This is a genomic window from Synechococcus sp. N5 (assembly GCF_900473925.1).
GTDB lineage: Bacteria > Cyanobacteriota > Cyanobacteriia > PCC-6307 > Cyanobiaceae > Parasynechococcus.
Window position 1 is genome coordinate 437,050 of the sequence record NZ_UCNI01000001.1, and the last position, 16,125, is coordinate 453,174.

A 16,125-nucleotide genomic window follows, 5' to 3' on the forward strand; every position below is an offset into this window, starting at 1 on the left:
AGTGATTATCGGAGGCCTGTTCGCATCACTGTGGCCACCAAATCTTTGGAGATGTTGAAACTGTTCAAGCGTTGGGTTCTTGCTTGAAGTGCTCATAAAAAAAGCCCGGCATGGCTGCCGGGCTTGTGGTGTTCAGCTGATGGTCTCCTGATCAGGCAAGAACAGCTTCCTTGCTGCTGCTGTTGCGGATGCCCTTGATCGCTTCGGCGTAATCGGGCTGGTTGAACACACCGGAGCCGGACACAATCGCGTTGGCACCTGCTTCGATCACCTTCCAGGCATTGCCGGCTTTGATGCCGCCATCCACTTCGATCCAGGGATCGAGACCCTTTTCGTCGCACATGCGGCGCAGGTCGCGAATTTTCTGAACCTGGTTTTCGATGAAGCTCTGGCCCCCGAAACCGGGGTTCACGCTCATGATCAGCACCAGATCGCAGAGCTCGAGGCAGTACTCGAGGGTGTCGATCGGTGTTGATGGGTTCAGGACGGCACCTGCTTTTTTGCCCAGGTCCTTGATCTGAGCCAGGTTGCGGTGCAGATGAGGGCAGGCTTCAACCTGCACGGAAATGATGTCGGCACCGGCTTTGGCGAAGTCGGGGACGTACTTCTCCGGCTCAACGATCATCAGGTGAACGTCCAGGGGCTTCTGGGTCACCGGCCGCAGCGCCTCAACAATCAGCGGTCCAATGGTGATGTTCGGAACAAAGCGGCCGTCCATCACATCCACATGGATCCAATCCGCACCGGCTTCGTCCACGGCTTTCACTTCTTCGCCGAGGCGTGCGAAGTCAGCCGACAAGATTGACGGCGAGATCACCAGGGGCTTGGTGCTCATGGATGAGGAGCGCGAAGTGCCGGGAGATTTTAGGGACTCCTGCAACCACTGATACAGTGAGCCGCGCTCAGATGTCGAGATCCACTGCGGCGACGGCCAACTGCCCGTCCAGGAGATCTCGCCAACCCGTCCCACCTCATCCGGAGACCCGTGGATCAGACCCTCATTCAGGAAATTCTCGAGATCGTCGAGCAGGCCGCCATTGCTTCCGCCTCGCTCTCCGGCAAAGGCCTGAAGGATGAAGCCGATGCATTGGCCGTTGATGCCATGCGCAAGCGCATGAATCAGATCCAGATGCAGGGCCGCATCGTGATCGGCGAGGGTGAACGTGATGAAGCTCCGATGCTCTACATCGGAGAAGAGGTCGGCACCGGCACCGGCCCAGGCGTTGACTTTGCTGTTGACCCTTGCGAAGGCACCAACCTCTGCGCCTTCAACCAGCGCGGTTCCATGGCTGTTCTCGCCGCTTCCGACCGTGGCGGTCTGTTCAACGCCCCCGACTTCTACATGAAGAAGCTGGCTGCTCCTCCGGCAGCCAAGGGCAAGGTGGACATCCGCAAATCAGCCACTGAAAACATCAAGATCCTCAGCGAGTGCCTGGGTCTCCCCGTCGACGAGCTGAACATCGTGGTGATGGATCGCGCCCGTCACAAGGACCTGATCGCTGAGATCCGTGCAACCGGCGCTCGCATCCAGCCCATCTCCGATGGAGACGTTCAGGCCGCCATCGCCTGCGGTTTCGCTGGTACCGGAACCCACTGCCTGATGGGCATCGGTGCTGCCCCTGAAGGTGTGATCTCCGCCGCTGCCATGCGCGCTCTTGGTGGTCACTTCCAGGGCCAACTGGTGTATGACCCTGCGATTGCTCAGACCTCCGAGTGGGCTGACATGACCAAAGAGGGCAACCTGGCGCGTCTCGCTGAGATGGGCATCGCCGATCCCGACAAGGTCTATGAGGCTGAGGAGCTGGCCTGCGGTGAGCATGTTTGTTTCGCTGGCAGCGGCATCACGGATGGTCTGCTCTTTGATGGCGTTAAGTTCGAAAAGGACTGCACCCGCACAAGCAGCCTGGTGATCAGCAACCTGGACAACACCTGCCGCTTCACCAACACCGTGCACATCAAAGACGGCGCCCAGAGCATCGCTCTGAGCTGATCGTCATCAACTGGTTGAGAGGAACGTCTTCATGCATATCTCCGTCGTCGGCCTCAGTCATCGCACGGCACCGGTGGAGATCCGGGAACGGCTCAGCATCCCTGAGCAGACCATGGAGACGTCCCTTCAATCCCTCCGTGGCAATGAGCAGGTGCTCGAGGCATCGATCCTCAGCACCTGCAACCGTCTTGAGATTTACACCCTGGTCCGCAATCCGGACCTCGGCGTGTCTGCTGTCAGCGACTTCCTCAGCAGCCACTCCGGTCTTGAAACAGGGGAGCTGACGCCCCACCTGTTCAGTTACCACCACGAAGACGCTGTCGACCACCTGATGCGGGTGGCAGCAGGTCTCGACAGCCTTGTGCTGGGGGAAGGTCAAATCCTCTCCCAGGTGAAAAAAATGATGCGGCTCGGCCAGGAGCACAAATCCCTGGGTCCGATCCTGAACCGCTTGCTCACCCAAGCTGTTTCCACCGGCAAACGGGTGCGCAGTGAAACCAACCTCGGAACGGGGGCTGTTTCGATCAGCTCAGCTGCCGTTGAGCTCGCCCAGCTCAAGCTCGGTCAATCCCGAGGTCTAGATCAACTGGTCACCCTGGAAAGCGAGCAGATCGCCGTTGTTGGTGCAGGGCGCATGAGCCGTCTGTTGCTCCAGCACCTTCAGGCCAAAGGTGCCTCGGGTGTTGTTCTGCTGAACCGCACCGTTGAGCGGGCCGAGCAGCTGTCGGCTGATTTCCCTGATCTTCCTGTTCAGTGCAGGCCGCTTACGGATCTGGATCAGTACCTGAGCACCTGCTCGCTGATGTTCACCAGCACCGCCGCCGATGATCCGATCATTGATGCCGCACGTCTGGCTCCTCTGAACCGGCGCAGCAAGCTGCGCTTGATTGATATCGGTGTGCCGCGCAACATCGCTGCGGATGCTGCCGATGTGGACGGCGTTGAATCCCACGATGTGGACGACCTGCAAGAGGTCGTTGCCCGTAACCAGGAAGCCCGTCAGGCCATGGCCCGCGAGGCTGAGCAGTTGCTTCAGCAAGAAGCGCAGCAGTTCCTCGAGTGGTGGGACAGCCTTGAGGCTGTGCCGACCATCAACCAGCTGCGCTCGTCGATGGAGTCGATCCGTTCGGAGGAACTCCAGAAAGCCCTCAGCCGAATGGGCCCTGATTTCTCAGCCCGGGAACGCAAGGTTGTCGAAGCGTTGAGCAAAGGAATTATCAACAAAATCCTCCACACGCCGGTGACCCAGCTGCGTGCTCCCCAGACCCGTCAGGATCGCCAACAGGCCCTCCGAATTGTCGAACGACTGTTCGATTTGGAAGCTTCTTGAGCTCTTGAGCGATTCAGTCGCGATCTGAATCCCAGTAATCTCGACTGATTCTTCCGAAAGACGGTTGCGAAGCCAAAAACTCCGGTAAGTTCTTGCGGCAACGCCGATTTGGGACAGCGGCATGAAGCGGGTCTTGGCCATCATTCTGGGCGGCGGTGCAGGCACGCGCCTGTATCCGCTCACAAAAATGCGCGCCAAGCCGGCCGTCCCTCTGGCAGGCAAATATCGACTGATTGATATTCCGATTAGCAACTGCATCAACTCCGACATCAACAAGATGTACGTGATGACGCAGTTCAACAGTGCGTCACTGAACCGTCACCTCAGTCAGACCTACAACCTCAGTAATTCCTTTGGTGGCGGTTTTGTTGAGGTGCTCGCAGCTCAGCAAACCCCCGACAGTCCCACTTGGTTTGAAGGCACTGCAGACGCTGTACGCAAATACCAGTGGTTGTTCCAGGAATGGGATGTTGATGAATACCTGATCCTTTCCGGTGACCAGCTCTACCGGATGGATTACAGCCTCTTCATCGAGCACCACCGACGCTCAGGTGCTGATCTCACCGTTGCTGCCCTTCCCGTTGATCCCAAGCAGGCAGAGGCTTTCGGTCTGATGCGGACCGATGAAAACGGCTCGATCAAGGAGTTCCGCGAGAAGCCCAAGGGTGATTCGCTGCTGGAGATGGCTGTCGACACCTCTCGCTTCGGCCTCAGTGCCGATTCAGCCAAGGAAAGGCCCTATCTGGCCTCGATGGGCATTTACGTCTTCAGCCGTCAGACCCTCTTTGATCTGCTCGACAAGCATCCCGGGCACAAGGATTTCGGCAAGGAGATCATTCCCGAGGCTCTCGCGCGGGGCGACAAGCTTCAGAGCTATGTGTTCGACGACTACTGGGAAGACATCGGCACCATCGGTGCGTTCTATGAAGCCAACCTCGCCCTGACCCAACAACCCACGCCCCCCTTCAGCTTCTACGACGAGAAATTCCCCATCTACACCCGTCCTCGTTATCTGCCCCCCAGCAAGTTGGTTGACGCCCAGATCACCAACTCGATTGTTGGCGAAGGCTCGATCCTCAAGTCCTGCAGCATCCACCACTGTGTTCTCGGGGTACGCAGTCGAATTGAAAGTGACTGCGTGCTTCAGGACACGCTGGTGATGGGGGCCGACTTCTTCGAATCTCCAGACGAACGCGCTGTCTTGAAAGAGCGCGGAGGCATTCCTCTTGGCGTCGGCAAGGGCACCACGGTGAAACGCGCCATCCTCGACAAGAACACCCGCATTGGTTCAGGTGTCTCGATCATCAACAAGGACAACGTGGAAGAAGCCGACCGTTCCGATCAGGGCTTCTACATCCGCAACGGCATTGTAGTGGTTCAGAAAAACGCCACCATCGCTGATGGAACGGTGATCTGAAGGCAGCAATCGTTTTCAGGAATGAGCCGACGTCTTTCTGCCGATGGCTCATTCCTGACATTTATTGGTTGATTTGCGGTCGAGACCAGGCGAGATCAACACACTGAGATCAGTCCTCAGTGGTCCTTCAGGCCATGTCCAAGTCTCACTTCGGCCTCATCGGTCTTGGCGTGATGGGCGAGAACCTCGTCCTTAATGCGGAACGCAACGGTTTCTCCAGCGTTGTCTACAACCGCACCTACGCCAAAACCGAAGACTTCCTCCAGGGGCGTGGCAAGGACAAGAACATTCAGGGCGCCACTGACCTCGAAGATTTCGTTGGCAAGTTGGAGCGCCCCCGCCGGATTTTGATGATGGTGAAGGCGGGGCCTGCCGTGGATGCTGTTGTTGATCAGCTCTCCCCTTATCTCGAAGAAGGCGATTTGCTGATTGATGGAGGCAACTCCGACTACCACGACACAGAACGTCGGGTGAAGCAACTCGAGAGCAAGAGCTTCGGTTTCATCGGTATGGGTGTGTCCGGTGGCGCCAAAGGTGCCCTGGAGGGCCCGAGCATGATGCCCGGAGGAACCAAGACCTCCTACGAGGCCATCGAGGGCCTTGTGAACAAGATGGCGGCTCAGGTCGAAGACGGACCTTGCGTGACCTACATCGGTCCCGGCGGGTCAGGACACCTGGTGAAGACCGTCCACAACGGGATCGAATACGGCATTGAGCAGATCCTTGCCGAGGGCTACGACCTGATGAAGCGGGTCAAAGGAATGACCGGTGTGCAGATGGCCGACGTTCTCGGTCAATGGAACGCCACAGAAGAGTTGTCGTCTTATCTGGTGGAAATTACCGAGGTGTGTCTCCGCACCAAGGATCCCGTCGATGGCACTGATCTGGTGGAAAAAATCACCGATCAGGCTGGCCAGAAGGGCACGGGCCTCTGGACCGTGGTGACGGCACTGCAAATGGGTGCCTCTGTTCCCACCATCTATGCCTCTCTCAATGCAAGGGTGATGAGCTCGATGAAGCCCCAACGCGTGGCGGCCGAATCGATCCTCAAAGGACCAACCATCAAGGACTTTGACCTGGGAACGCCTGACGATGCCATGGCTCCGCTGATGGATGCCACGGTGCTGAGCTGCATCGCCAGCTATGCCCAGGGCATGGAGCTTCTGCGAATCGCCTCCCAGGACCTCGACTATGAACTCCACATGCCGTCGATCGCTCAGATCTGGAAGGGTGGCTGCATCATTAGGGCCCGTCTGCTGAAGCGCATTCAGGATGCTTTCCACGCGGATCCCCAGCTGCCCAACCTGATGGTTGATCCCTGGTTCGCTGAACAGATCAACCGACGGCTTCCCGGACTGGCTCAAGTGGTGGCCGGTGCCGCCGAAGCCGGCATTCCCGTTCCCTGCTTCAGCAGCACCCTCGACTACATCAACAGCTACCGCTCCGGTCGCCTTCCTCAGAACCTGGTTCAGGCGATGCGCGATTGCTTTGGCTCCCACACCTACCAAAGGGTCGACAAGGAGGGCACGTTCCACACCGAATGGCTCAGCTGAGTGGTTGAGCGATGACCAACTACCGCATCGAGCGGGCGAAAGATCCTCAGGACCTCGCCCGTCAGGCCTGTGAAACTGTTGCCGCCCAAATTGATCTGGCCTTGGATCAACGGGACCGCTGCCAGATCGCTCTCTCCGGTGGGAGCACCCCCGCCAGTGCCTACTCCCTGCTCGGTCAGGAACGGTTGCCCTGGGACCGGGTGGACGTCGTTCTGGGTGACGAGCGCTGGGTGGCTGCCGATGATGCTTCCAGCAACGCCGGCATGCTGCGCCGCACCCTTCTCGCACCCGGGCCTGGAGCTTCAGCTGCTTTTCATCCCGTGCCCACCGTGGAACTGGAGAGCCCTGAGGCCAGTGCCCAGGCTTTTGCTGACCAGCTTTCTCAGCTGTGCTCAGGAGCCCCACCGGTGTTCGATGTGATGCTGCTGGGCCTGGGGGATGACGGCCACACCGCATCCCTGTTCCCCGGCACCGAGGCTCCAGCGGTGCTGGATCGCTGGACGACCATCGGGCGCGGCAAGGGGTTGGATCGCATCACCATGACGGCTCCTGTGCTTAGTGCCGCCCGTCAGGTGATCTTCCTCGTCAGTGGTGCCGGTAAACAGGAGGCCCTCCGGCGACTGGTCGATCCCTCTGAATCCTCCGATCGCACTCCCGCTCGGCTGGTTCAACCTGCTAGTGATGTGCTGATCCTTGCTGATCAGGATGCAGCCGCCGGCCTCTGAACAGATCCTTTTCCAGGGCAGCGACTTTGCTGACTGGGCCAGCCTGAACGACACGATCATGGGCGGCCGATCCCGTGCCGGTTGCCGCGTGACCCCCGACGGACTCGTGCTGGACGGGGAGCTGGTGGAGACCGGCGGTGGTTTCGTGAGCTGCCGCTCCCCTCGCCTGCAGCCCCCGCTCGATCTGTCCCCTTATTCAGCACTTCAGCTGGATGTTGAGGGTGAGGGACGCACCCTGAAGATTGCCCTTGGTTGCCGGGATGGAGCCATGGGACTCACGGAACTGATTCCCGGTGGTCTCCGCTGGGTGGTGGATGTTGCGACCAAACCGTCCGGTTTGACCCCTGTTGTGGTGCCATTCGCCGACCTCAGACCCACGGTGCGTGCCAAGCCCGTTGGCTTACCGCTGCGCTTCGATCCCAGTGGCATCACCCGCATCCAGGTGTTGCACTCGAAATTCGGCGATGCTGGGGATCTCAATCCGGGGTTTCGCGCTGGGTCCATCCGGGTGCTGATCCGTTCAATCCGCGCCTTGCCCTGAGTCCATGGACCTTCTGGTGTTGATTGCCAAGGCGGCTGATGTTTGCCTCAAGCCTTGGAGCCATGCTGTTGTTCTGATCGATCCTTCGGCTCCAGAACAGATCGACGATCTGCACGTGCGGATTGAATGCCGTGATGGTGACGGCCAGCGTTGCTCCGATCAGGATCTTGAACTGGAGATCTATCGGAGTGGCGATGAAATCAATCTGATGCTGAGCTGGTGGGACCAACCGGAACGTCCAATGCTCTGGCACGGGCGCCATCCGGTCTGGATGGATGGCGCATCGGGGCAGCGCTGTGCGGCACCGCAGGATGCCGCCCCGCTTGAAGCATTGGGTCGGCGCCTACGGGCTCTGGTGCAACCGGCTGTTTGATCGCGCCGAATTCAATCGGCGTGGTCGGTGGTCGCACCCCGGCTTGAGCTGGAGACGAGCCGTGCGTACTTGCCGAGAATTCCGTTGCGGTAACGGGGTTCCGGCTTGCTCCATCCCTCCCGGCGGCGATCCAGTTCCGCGTGATCCACGTTGAGTTGGAGCAGCAGCTGATCGGCATCAACCGTGATGCTGTCGCCTTCTTGAACCAGCCCGATCGTTCCGCCAACGGCGGCTTCAGGAGCCACGTGACCCACCACCAGGCCATAGGTGCCGCCGCTGAAGCGGCCATCGGTGATCAGGGCGACCTTGTCCCCAAGGCCCTGACCAACGATCGCTGAGGTGGGAGCCAGCATCTCCCGCATGCCCGGTCCACCGACGGGACCCTCGTTGCGGACCACCACCACATCCCCGGCCTGGATCTTTTTGTCGAGGATGGCGGCAAGGCAGTCTTCCTCGCTTTCAAACACCCGCGCCGGGCCGGTGAGAACAGGTGTCTTCACACCGCTGATCTTGGCCACGCTTCCCTCGCTGGCGAGGTTGCCCTTGAGGATGGCGAGGTGCCCTTTGGCGTAAAGCGGATTACTCAGGGGGCGAATCACGTCCTGCCCGGAGGGCGGCTCCGAGGGCACATCGGCGAGCAACTCCTTCAGGCTTTTGCCCTCCACCGTTCGGCAGTCGCCGTGCAGCAAGCCTGCATCCAGCAGCAGCTTCATCACCTGGGGAATGCCGCCGGCGTTGTGCAGATCAACGGTCACGTAGCGGCCGCTGGGCTTGAGATCACAGATCACCGGCACCCGCTGACGAATCCGTTCGAAGTCATCGATGCTCAGGTCAACGCGGGCGGTGCGGGCAATGGCCAGCAGGTGCAGCACCGCATTGGTGGAGCCACCCACCGCCATGATCACGCTGATGGCGTTCTCAAAGGCTTCCTTGGTGAGCAGATCCAGGGGGCGGATGTTGGCTTTCACGGCCTCCACCAGCACCTCGGCGGAGCGAGCGGCACTGTCGGCCTTTTCCTCGTCCTCGGCAGCCATCGTGGAGCTGTAGGGGAGGCTGAGACCCATCGTTTCGATGGCGGCACTCATGGTGTTGGCGGTGAACATGCCGCCGCAACTGCCAGCCCCAGGGCAGGCATTTTTCTCAACTGCGGTGAGCTGCTCTTCGTCGATCTTGCCGCTGGTCAGTTGGCCGACCGCTTCAAAAGCGCTCACCACCGTGAGATCACAGCCGCCCAGCTTGCCCGGCTTGATCGTGCCGCCGTAGACGAACACAGAAGGGATGTTCATCCGTGCCATCGCGAGCATGGCGCCGGGCATGTTCTTGTCGCAGCCACCAACGGCCAGCACCCCATCCATGCTCTGGCCATTGCAGGCCGTTTCGATGGCGTCAGCGATCACTTCACGGCTCACCAGGGAGTACTTCATCCCTTCGGTGCCCATGGAGATTCCATCACTCACGGTGATGGTTCCGAACATCTGTGGCATGCCTCCGGCCTGCCGGGCCGCTTCCTCAGCTCGTTTGGCCAGGTCGTTCAGCCCCACATTGCAGGGGGTGATGGTGCTGTAGCCGTTGGCGATGCCCAGGATGGGCTTGCCGAAATCGCTGTCTCCAAAGCCCACGGCCCGCAACATGGCGCGGTTGGGAGACCGCTGAATCCCCTTGGTGACGGCGTCGGAGCGAAGCATGGAACGGAGCGGACCAGTGGCAATCAAGCCAACCTACCGAGCGCTCATCCTTCGCTACCGAGTCCCTCGAGTTGGGCGCGAACGCGGGCGATCTCCGCGTTGAGTTTTTCCACCCGCTCCTCGAGGTGTCCGTTGCCTGCGCTGTCCAGCACTTCGGAACCGTCCTGCATCCGCGGTGCGTGCAACATCGATTTTTGCGCGCCGTAACGCCTGCGCCTGTCGGCTTCGTTGAGGAGCCACCAGGCCAGCCCTGCAGCACCGAGCACTGCTCCGGTGACCAGGGTTGCCAGGGTGCCTGAGCCCGTGTCGTGCTGCTGGGCCATGGGTGCGTTCAACCTGCCTGAAGGTTAGTCATGCCCTCAAGATCTGAGGTTCAGCCGTCGCACAGGGTCACCGATTCCCGGACGAATCTCACCCTGTTCCCCCACGCCCTCGTCAATGCAGGCGGTGTGCAGCGTTAGGTCTGGAATCGCTTCACCCAACAGCTTCAGTCCAGGACTGGCGCACAGGGCAGTGATCAGCCGCAGCCGCCGTCCATCCACACCCTTGCTCTGGAGCTCCTGCAGAAGCTTGAGGGTGGCCTCACCATCACTGATCTGATCCACGAACAGAATCACCCCGGCGTTGGCTTCGATCTCCTGTGGGCAGGACCCCAGGCAGAGGGAGGAATCGGGAAGGACGGATCGTCCTCCCTGCCAAAGCTCGAGACCTGCTGGCAGCACTGGAATGGCGATCAGCGGTACCGATGCTTCAACGAGGGTGCCTTCGGTGTCCCCATGGAGTCCGGGCACCATCTCCCGGCGATGGGGCAGCCAGTCCCGCAGGGCTTCGTAGGTGAGCCACCGGCCCAGTTCCTGCAGGGCTGTGGCGTAGAGGGCCGTAGGGGTTTCCCGATGCCGAAGCATGGTCAGCCAATGGCCGATCAGGGGATGGGGTGGAACCACCACCCGCAAGCTCATGGCCATATCGACTCGCTCCGCGGACAGTTGCCATAACGTGATTGCTCAAATTACCGGTCTCATGGGCGCCCTTCGACGTATGGCCTCGCTGCTGGCGGTGATCACGCTGGCGTTCAGCACTGTTGCTTGGGCTGAATCAGTGCAGGCCATCACCGCTCCCGAGCTGCGTGGTCAGTTCGCAGTTCAGGAGATCAGCGCGGATATGCACGGTCTTGACCTCAAGGAAAAAGAGTTCCTCAAGGCCGATTTGCGCGAGGTGAATCTCAGCGGCACAGACCTGCGCGGTGCTGTGATCAACACCTCGCAACTGCAGGGGGCCGATCTCCGTGATGCCGATCTCTCCGATGTTGTGGGCTTTGCCAGCCACTTCGAGGGCGCCGATCTCCGGGGGGCCAATTTCACCAACGCGATGATGATGCAGAGCCGTTTCACGGACGCGCAGATCGACGGTGCTGATTTCACCAACGCCGTGATCGACCTTCCCCAACAGCGGGCCCTCTGCGCTCGGGCGGATGGATCCAATCCGATCAGTGGTGTCTCCACCCGTGAGAGCCTGGGCTGCCGCCCCTAATCGTCATGGCTAAGCGTCTTCCGGTGACCGTGATCACCGGGTTTCTTGGGGCCGGCAAGACCACGGTGCTCCGCCATCTGCTCACCCGTGGCGGTCAGCGATTGGCCGTGATGGTCAACGAATTTGGCAGCGTTGGGCTTGATGGTGATCTGATTCGCAGCTGCGGCTTTTGTCCTGAGGAGGAGGTGGACGGCCGTTTGGTTGAGCTGAACAACGGCTGCCTCTGCTGCACGGTGCAGGACGACTTCCTGCCGACCATGGAGACGTTGCTGGAACGGGCGGATCAATTGGATGGGATCGTTGTTGAAACCAGCGGTCTCGCTTTGCCAAGGCCTCTGCTTCAGGCCCTGGATTGGCCGGCCATCCGCAGCCGTGTGCATGTGAATGGTGTGGTGACGCTGGTGGATGGCGAAGCTTTGGCTGCAGGCAGCCCAGTGGCTGATGCTGAAGCGCTGGAGCGGCAACGGGCCGAGGATCCCAGCCTCGATCACCTCACAGCGATCGACGACTTGTTTGAGGATCAACTCCAGGCCGCTGACTTGGTCTTGATCAGCCGGGCTGATTGCCTGGACGCATCAGCGATGGCTGAGGTGCAGGGGCGGATCAAAGACAAAGTGCGCCCGGGTACCGCTCTGCTTCCTGTGTCTCACGGACAGGTGGAGACATCCGTTGTGTTGGGCCTTGATCACAAGCCCACTCCCCAGGAGGCCCACACCCACCATCACGACCACGACCATCACGACCACGACCACGACCATCACGACCACAGCCATGTCGACATGGTCGGCAGCAATGTTCGTGTGGAAGGGGCCTTGGACCGTCAGGCCCTCGAGCAGCTGTTGCCCAGCCTGGTCAGCAATCACCAGGTGGTTCGACTCAAGGGGCGTGTCTGGCTGCCCAGCAAAACGCTTCCGCTTCAGATCCAGATGGTGGGTCCGCGGTTGAACAGCTGGTTTGAAGCAGCTCCCAGCCATGCCTGGCGTCCCGATCAGGGCTGTGGTGCTGATCTGGTGGTGCTGGCTTTGAACGAGGCTGCAGCTCCGGCCCTGGAATCCGGCCTTCAGAGGCTTGTGCAGGCCACACCGGCCAAGGCCAGCCCCGCGGCAGCTACGCCGGAGAGCTGAATCGGGTCTCCTTCCATTCGGCCCACACAAAGAGCCATCACTGGTGCCGTAGCCATCAGGGTCACCCCTTCTCCAACGGGCATCGTTTGCAGCACCACCTGTTGCAACAGGATTCCCCCGTTGGTTCCGACCACGGTGGCGATCACAAGCTTCCATTGCTCCCGTTGCTTCAGCTTGGTCTGTCTCCAGATCCCTTTGAGGAAGGGAAGAAGACCAAGCCATCCGCCCAGCAGCCGGATCGATGCCGTCTGCAATGGGGTGAGGTCGCTGCTGATCAGCACGTGACGGGCTAGAAATGCTCCGCTCAGGCCACAGACCACGGCGGTGAGTGCCAACAGCAGACCGATGCCGAAGTCAGCAGCGCTGCCCCCCCTCTCCACTTGGCTCGTCTCTTTCGCCTGCATGGCAATGAGAACCACCGCGCTTGAAACCAAAAGCGCGCCGAGACCATTTTTCACGGCCAAGCTGTCCCCCATCACCAGAACCCCAGCGATGCTGGCCAGCACCGGACCGCTGGCTTCCACGGTGAGGGTTCGTCGGGTGCCGAGTCGCCGCAACGCCCCGAGATAGAAGCTGTCTCCGGCCGCAATGCCGATCAAGCCGCTGATTAACAGCAGCAGAACAGCATGCACCTCGGTGTTGTGCGGAAGTGTGAGCAGAACCGGCAGAAACAACAGGCTGGCCAAGCCGTTCTTCATGGCGTTGAGCCGGATCGCCGTGACTCGCCCTGATAGCGATCGCCAGAGCGCACTGGCTCCCGTCCAGGCCATGGCTGCTCCCAGGGCTGCCAGTACACCCGTCATGGTCTGGTGTTGATCGTTGTGCAGTCTGCTGCGCAGTCGAGAACTCTGTGCACAATTCAGAAATGTGAGGCCTGGAGACGTGCACGGTGCTGGGGCATCTGCTGGAAACCCTGTCGGGGCATTGGGCGGTTCATCTTGAAAGTCGTGTTCCTCGCACGGAGCTTTATGAAGCTCGGATCGCTTCATCCAAGCCATCGCTTGGTTTTTTCATTCTTCTGATCAGCTCTGCAGTGATCGCCAGCCACGGGCTGATCTCCAACAGCACGGCGGTTGTGATCGGTGCCATGATCGTCGCTCCGTTGATGGACCCCATCCTCAGCTGGCTTTTGGCTTGGCCGTGAGCGATGGGAGATTGATCCGACGTTCCGCCGTCACCATTGGCTTCGGCGTTCTGGCGGTGATTGGAACCGCCGCGTTGATCAGTTTGGGACTGGGCATCAGCCATGTGCAGTCGGAGATCACTGGCCGCACGTCTCCCAACTTGATTGATCTGGGCATCGCCATCGCGGCGGCCGTTGCCGGGTCGTTCTCGATGACCCGCAAGCAATTGTCGAATTCGATTGCAGGGGTGGCGATTGCTGTCGCCCTTGTGCCACCGCTCTGTGTCACCGGCATTGGCCTCACGCTCGGCTCGGAAATGGTTGCTGTGTTTGGCCGTGGAACGGTGGCGGGTCTCACCAACCAGATCGCGGAGGGCTCGTTTCTGCTTTTTCTGGCGAACCTGATCGGCATCACCGTCACCACCCATGTGGTGTTTTTGCTGCAGAGTTACGGCTCATTCCGCAGCTGTTGGCGCAATCTTCTGGTCTGGTTGGGATTGCTCGGGCTGTTGAGCCTGCCCTTGTCATCGGCATTGCATGACTTCAGTGTGCGGCAGCAGATGGATGCGGAATTTGGTCGCTTCAAAGCAGGACAACTCAAACGTGTCGCCCTCGCGCGAGGCAACCAGAGGTTGTGGTCAAAAGTTCGTCTGATGTACAGCAGCGTCAGTGTTGTTAACAACGAGGCAAGGCTGGATATTGTGCTGAATGCACCCGAAGACATCTTGGATCAATCCTTTATGAACGATGTCAATCAGCAGATGTTGAAAAGAGCCAAAGACTTCGGCTTGGATGACCTGGACGTCAACATCAGTGTGATTCCCAACCGTGTGTACAAGTTTGATAATCAGTCAATGAACTGATGCAATGGATGCTGGTTTGTGAACGGTTTGGCGATCAGCGGGATGGCGTTAAAAACGAGTTGATCAGATTGTTCGACAACATCCAGAGCATCGTCGCTGTGTCGCTGTTCTTCGCTTCCTCGGAGGGTTCCGTTGGTTTGAATTGATGCCGGCCAGGGCCCAACAGGGCATTGCTCCAGTAGCTGAATCCCGGTTGATTAAGTTGTTCATCGATGAGCTGCACCAGCAGTGCCCCTGCCCGCTCAACGCTTTCCGTTAATCGCAAGAGATCCCGAGCGACCAACCCAAACAAGGCCTGCCCCAGTGGATTGGCTTGGCGACTGTTTCTGAAAAACCCCTCTGACGTGCGTGGAATCACCAGCCCCGGACTCCAGGCCACGACTGGTATGTCCGGACGCTGCTGGTGGATCTGCAGGGCCATCAGCAGATTGCAGAGCTTGCTGTCTTTGTAGGCCTTGTCTGCATTGAACGGACTTTCTCCATCCACCATCGGTGCCCCGGGGCCCTGGCGCAGTCCCTGTAGCGAGCCCAGCCCTGCAGGCTGGCCAACCCGTCCTCCGCCGGTGGCTGGATTGTGCACCTCGGAGGCGGTGATCACGATGGCTTGGGTTTGCTCCTTCAATCCTTCCGCCAGAAGTTGATGGGCCAGGTGGTTCACTGCAAAGGTGAGTTCAATGCCCTGTGCACTCCAACGGGGGGAGCTGTGGCCGGCGTATTGCAACCCGGCATTGAGCACCAGTGCATCGAATGGCATCTCGTGATGGCGGAGTTGTTCGATCGTCTCGGCCACAGACGCAAGGTCCGCCAGATCGGCAATGCAGGTGTCAACGGAACCCGACAGAGCCGTGCGGATTCGCTTCGCCCGCTCTGCATTGCGGCAAACAACGGTGAGTGCATCACCACGGGCCAGCAGGATTTTTGCCGCTTCAAGGCCAATGCCGCTGCTGGCACCGGTGATCAGAACGCGGCGCTGTTCAGCAGTCGTCATGGAGTTTGAACACGTAGAGATCAGCGTCTCGATCGCTCACCACGTACATCCTTTTCCGCCCGGGATCGAAGGCAACACCCTCTGGTTTGGGGATCCGCTTTGGCTTGTCTCCCGTGCTGATGGTGAGATCGAGGCGCTGGAGAACAGTGTCGCCTGCCCAGTCGTACTGGAACAGGCACCGCCCCTTGTCGCTGACGATCCAAAGGGTGTCGCTGCTGCTGTCGTAGCTCAGGCCCGAGAAATCAAGCTTCTCGGCCTTCAGTTCGGGATGCATGAACCCTTGGCTGGCTTGCAGCACTCGTGTGGAGAGGATTGTGGTGAGTGTGGAATCCAGTTCGATCAGCAAACCGGGCTTGCGCTCTTTCACCGCAACCACATGGTTGTTCCTGGTGTTCACAGTGATGCCCTCCAATCCGTTGTTGTCCGGAGGGTCTGGGAAGTGGTGCGCGATCGTGTCGTAGTTGGTCATGGCTGACAGCGGGCGCCGAGCCCGTTCGCTCTGGCTGTTCAGATCCACCACCACCACCACAGAATTGCTCCGCTCCTGCACCACGAGTAGCTCGCTGTCATCGCCACGGAGTGCAATGCCTTCCAAGCCGTCGAGGCCGATGAAGAACGAGTCGCTCACCGACACCCTGCCTTTGAGATCCAAACGAAAAATCGCCTTGGTGTCATCACTGACGGAGTACAGCGCTGATCCATCCGCGTTCAGCGTCAGTCCGGATGGCTCATTCAGGCCGAGGCCTGGGTCTCGAATCCTGTGACGGCTCAGCAGCTCAAGGCCCATCGAGGTCATCCTCATCGGGACCCGTTCCTGGTGATTCTCGAGGCTTGGCTCGTTTTTGCCAGCCATGCCAGGTGAGGATGAATGGATCACGGCCAG

The 16,125-nt window shown here is 59.8% G+C and carries 18 protein-coding genes; 11 read left to right on the forward strand and 7 right to left on the reverse strand.

All coding sequences use genetic code 11. The features are described 5' to 3' along the window. Nucleotides 1–151 precede the first annotated feature (151 nt). The gene (gene rpe / locus DXY03_RS02530) at nucleotides 152–835 is read right to left on the reverse strand and encodes a ribulose-phosphate 3-epimerase (protein ID WP_115008971.1); all 684 of its coding nucleotides are present in this window, start codon (nucleotides 833–835) and stop codon (nucleotides 152–154) included. 150 nt (nucleotides 836–985) lie between these two features. Here rpe and glpX point away from each other — a divergent pair, with 150 nt between their 5' ends. The 7 genes from glpX (at nucleotide 986) to DXY03_RS02565 (ending at nucleotide 7,929) form a co-directional block, all read left to right on the forward strand. Further along, a complete protein-coding gene (gene glpX, locus DXY03_RS02535) occupies nucleotides 986–1,990 on the forward strand; it encodes a class II fructose-bisphosphatase (protein WP_006851350.1) in 1,005 nt (334 codons plus the stop codon). Between the two features lie 31 nt (nucleotides 1,991–2,021). Next, the gene (locus tag DXY03_RS02540; protein ID WP_114989079.1) at nucleotides 2,022–3,320 is read left to right on the forward strand and encodes a glutamyl-tRNA reductase; all 1,299 of its coding nucleotides are present in this window, start codon (nucleotides 2,022–2,024) and stop codon (nucleotides 3,318–3,320) included. Nucleotides 3,321–3,441: 121 nt separating this feature from the next. Beyond that, nucleotides 3,442–4,737, forward strand: a complete 1,296-nt coding sequence (locus DXY03_RS02545) for a glucose-1-phosphate adenylyltransferase (protein WP_114989080.1) — start codon at nucleotides 3,442–3,444, stop codon at nucleotides 4,735–4,737. A gap of 134 nt (nucleotides 4,738–4,871) precedes the next feature. Further along, nucleotides 4,872–6,290, forward strand: coding sequence for an NADP-dependent phosphogluconate dehydrogenase (gene gndA, locus DXY03_RS02550; RefSeq protein WP_115008972.1), 1,419 nt, complete (start codon nucleotides 4,872–4,874; stop codon nucleotides 6,288–6,290). A gap of 11 nt (nucleotides 6,291–6,301) precedes the next feature. Continuing rightward, complete coding sequence (gene pgl / locus DXY03_RS02555; RefSeq protein ID WP_114989082.1) at nucleotides 6,302–7,015, forward strand: 6-phosphogluconolactonase; 714 nt, start codon at nucleotides 6,302–6,304, stop codon at nucleotides 7,013–7,015. After that, nucleotides 6,996–7,556, forward strand: coding sequence for a CIA30 family protein (locus DXY03_RS02560; protein ID WP_115008973.1), 561 nt, complete (start codon nucleotides 6,996–6,998; stop codon nucleotides 7,554–7,556). Before pgl ends, DXY03_RS02560 begins: the two co-directional genes overlap by 20 nt. Before the next feature lie 4 nt (nucleotides 7,557–7,560). Further along, nucleotides 7,561–7,929, forward strand: coding sequence for a hypothetical protein (locus tag DXY03_RS02565; RefSeq protein WP_114989084.1), 369 nt, complete (start codon nucleotides 7,561–7,563; stop codon nucleotides 7,927–7,929). 11 nt (nucleotides 7,930–7,940) lie between these two features. On the opposite strand, the gene ilvD is transcribed toward DXY03_RS02565, so the two are convergent. The 3 genes from ilvD to DXY03_RS02580 are packed head-to-tail and all read right to left on the reverse strand — an operon-like array spanning nucleotide 7,941 to nucleotide 10,579. Further along, complete coding sequence (ilvD, locus tag DXY03_RS02570; RefSeq protein WP_115008974.1) at nucleotides 7,941–9,614, reverse strand: dihydroxy-acid dehydratase; 1,674 nt, start codon at nucleotides 9,612–9,614, stop codon at nucleotides 7,941–7,943. Nucleotides 9,615–9,658: 44 nt separating this feature from the next. After that, nucleotides 9,659–9,937, reverse strand: a complete 279-nt coding sequence (locus DXY03_RS02575; protein WP_114989086.1) for a hypothetical protein — start codon at nucleotides 9,935–9,937, stop codon at nucleotides 9,659–9,661. Nucleotides 9,938–9,973: 36 nt separating this feature from the next. Further along, nucleotides 9,974–10,579, reverse strand: a complete 606-nt coding sequence (locus tag DXY03_RS02580; RefSeq protein WP_115008975.1) for a uracil phosphoribosyltransferase — start codon at nucleotides 10,577–10,579, stop codon at nucleotides 9,974–9,976. A 73-nt stretch (nucleotides 10,580–10,652) separates the two neighbouring features. Here DXY03_RS02580 and DXY03_RS02585 point away from each other — a divergent pair, with 73 nt between their 5' ends. Next, nucleotides 10,653–11,144: a pentapeptide repeat-containing protein gene (locus DXY03_RS02585; protein WP_371637631.1), complete on the forward strand. Its 492-nt coding sequence runs from the start codon at nucleotides 10,653–10,655 to the stop codon at nucleotides 11,142–11,144. 5 nt (nucleotides 11,145–11,149) lie between these two features. Next, nucleotides 11,150–12,268 carry a cobalamin biosynthesis protein CobW gene (cobW, locus tag DXY03_RS02590; RefSeq protein WP_115008977.1) on the forward strand — a complete coding sequence of 373 codons (1,119 nt, stop codon included), beginning with the start codon at nucleotides 11,150–11,152 and terminating at the stop codon, nucleotides 12,266–12,268. Here the strand turns inward: cobW and DXY03_RS02595 are convergent. Continuing rightward, a complete protein-coding gene (locus tag DXY03_RS02595) occupies nucleotides 12,205–13,071 on the reverse strand; it encodes an EamA family transporter (RefSeq protein WP_115008978.1) in 867 nt (288 codons plus the stop codon). The two genes, cobW and DXY03_RS02595, sit on opposite strands and share 64 nt — an antisense overlap. An 86-nt stretch (nucleotides 13,072–13,157) precedes the next feature. Between DXY03_RS02595 and DXY03_RS12800 the strand changes: the two genes are divergently transcribed. Together DXY03_RS12800 and DXY03_RS02600 are read left to right on the forward strand one after the other, a co-directional pair. Then, a complete protein-coding gene (locus DXY03_RS12800; protein WP_371637567.1) occupies nucleotides 13,158–13,412 on the forward strand; it encodes a hypothetical protein in 255 nt (84 codons plus the stop codon). Further along, complete coding sequence (locus DXY03_RS02600; RefSeq protein ID WP_371637569.1) at nucleotides 13,409–14,254, forward strand: DUF389 domain-containing protein; 846 nt, start codon at nucleotides 13,409–13,411, stop codon at nucleotides 14,252–14,254. The genes DXY03_RS12800 and DXY03_RS02600 overlap by 4 nt, the downstream gene beginning before the upstream one ends. A gap of 34 nt (nucleotides 14,255–14,288) precedes the next feature. Here the strand turns inward: DXY03_RS02600 and DXY03_RS02605 are convergent, their stop codons facing one another. Together DXY03_RS02605 and DXY03_RS02610 are read right to left on the reverse strand one after the other, a co-directional pair. Beyond that, complete coding sequence (locus DXY03_RS02605; RefSeq protein WP_115008979.1) at nucleotides 14,289–15,242, reverse strand: SDR family NAD(P)-dependent oxidoreductase; 954 nt, start codon at nucleotides 15,240–15,242, stop codon at nucleotides 14,289–14,291. After that, entirely contained in the window at nucleotides 15,229–16,095 is an 867-nt protein-coding gene (locus DXY03_RS02610) for an SdiA-regulated domain-containing protein (RefSeq protein WP_244272218.1), read from the reverse strand. The genes DXY03_RS02605 and DXY03_RS02610 overlap by 14 nt, the downstream gene beginning before the upstream one ends. Nucleotides 16,096–16,125 lie beyond the last annotated feature (30 nt).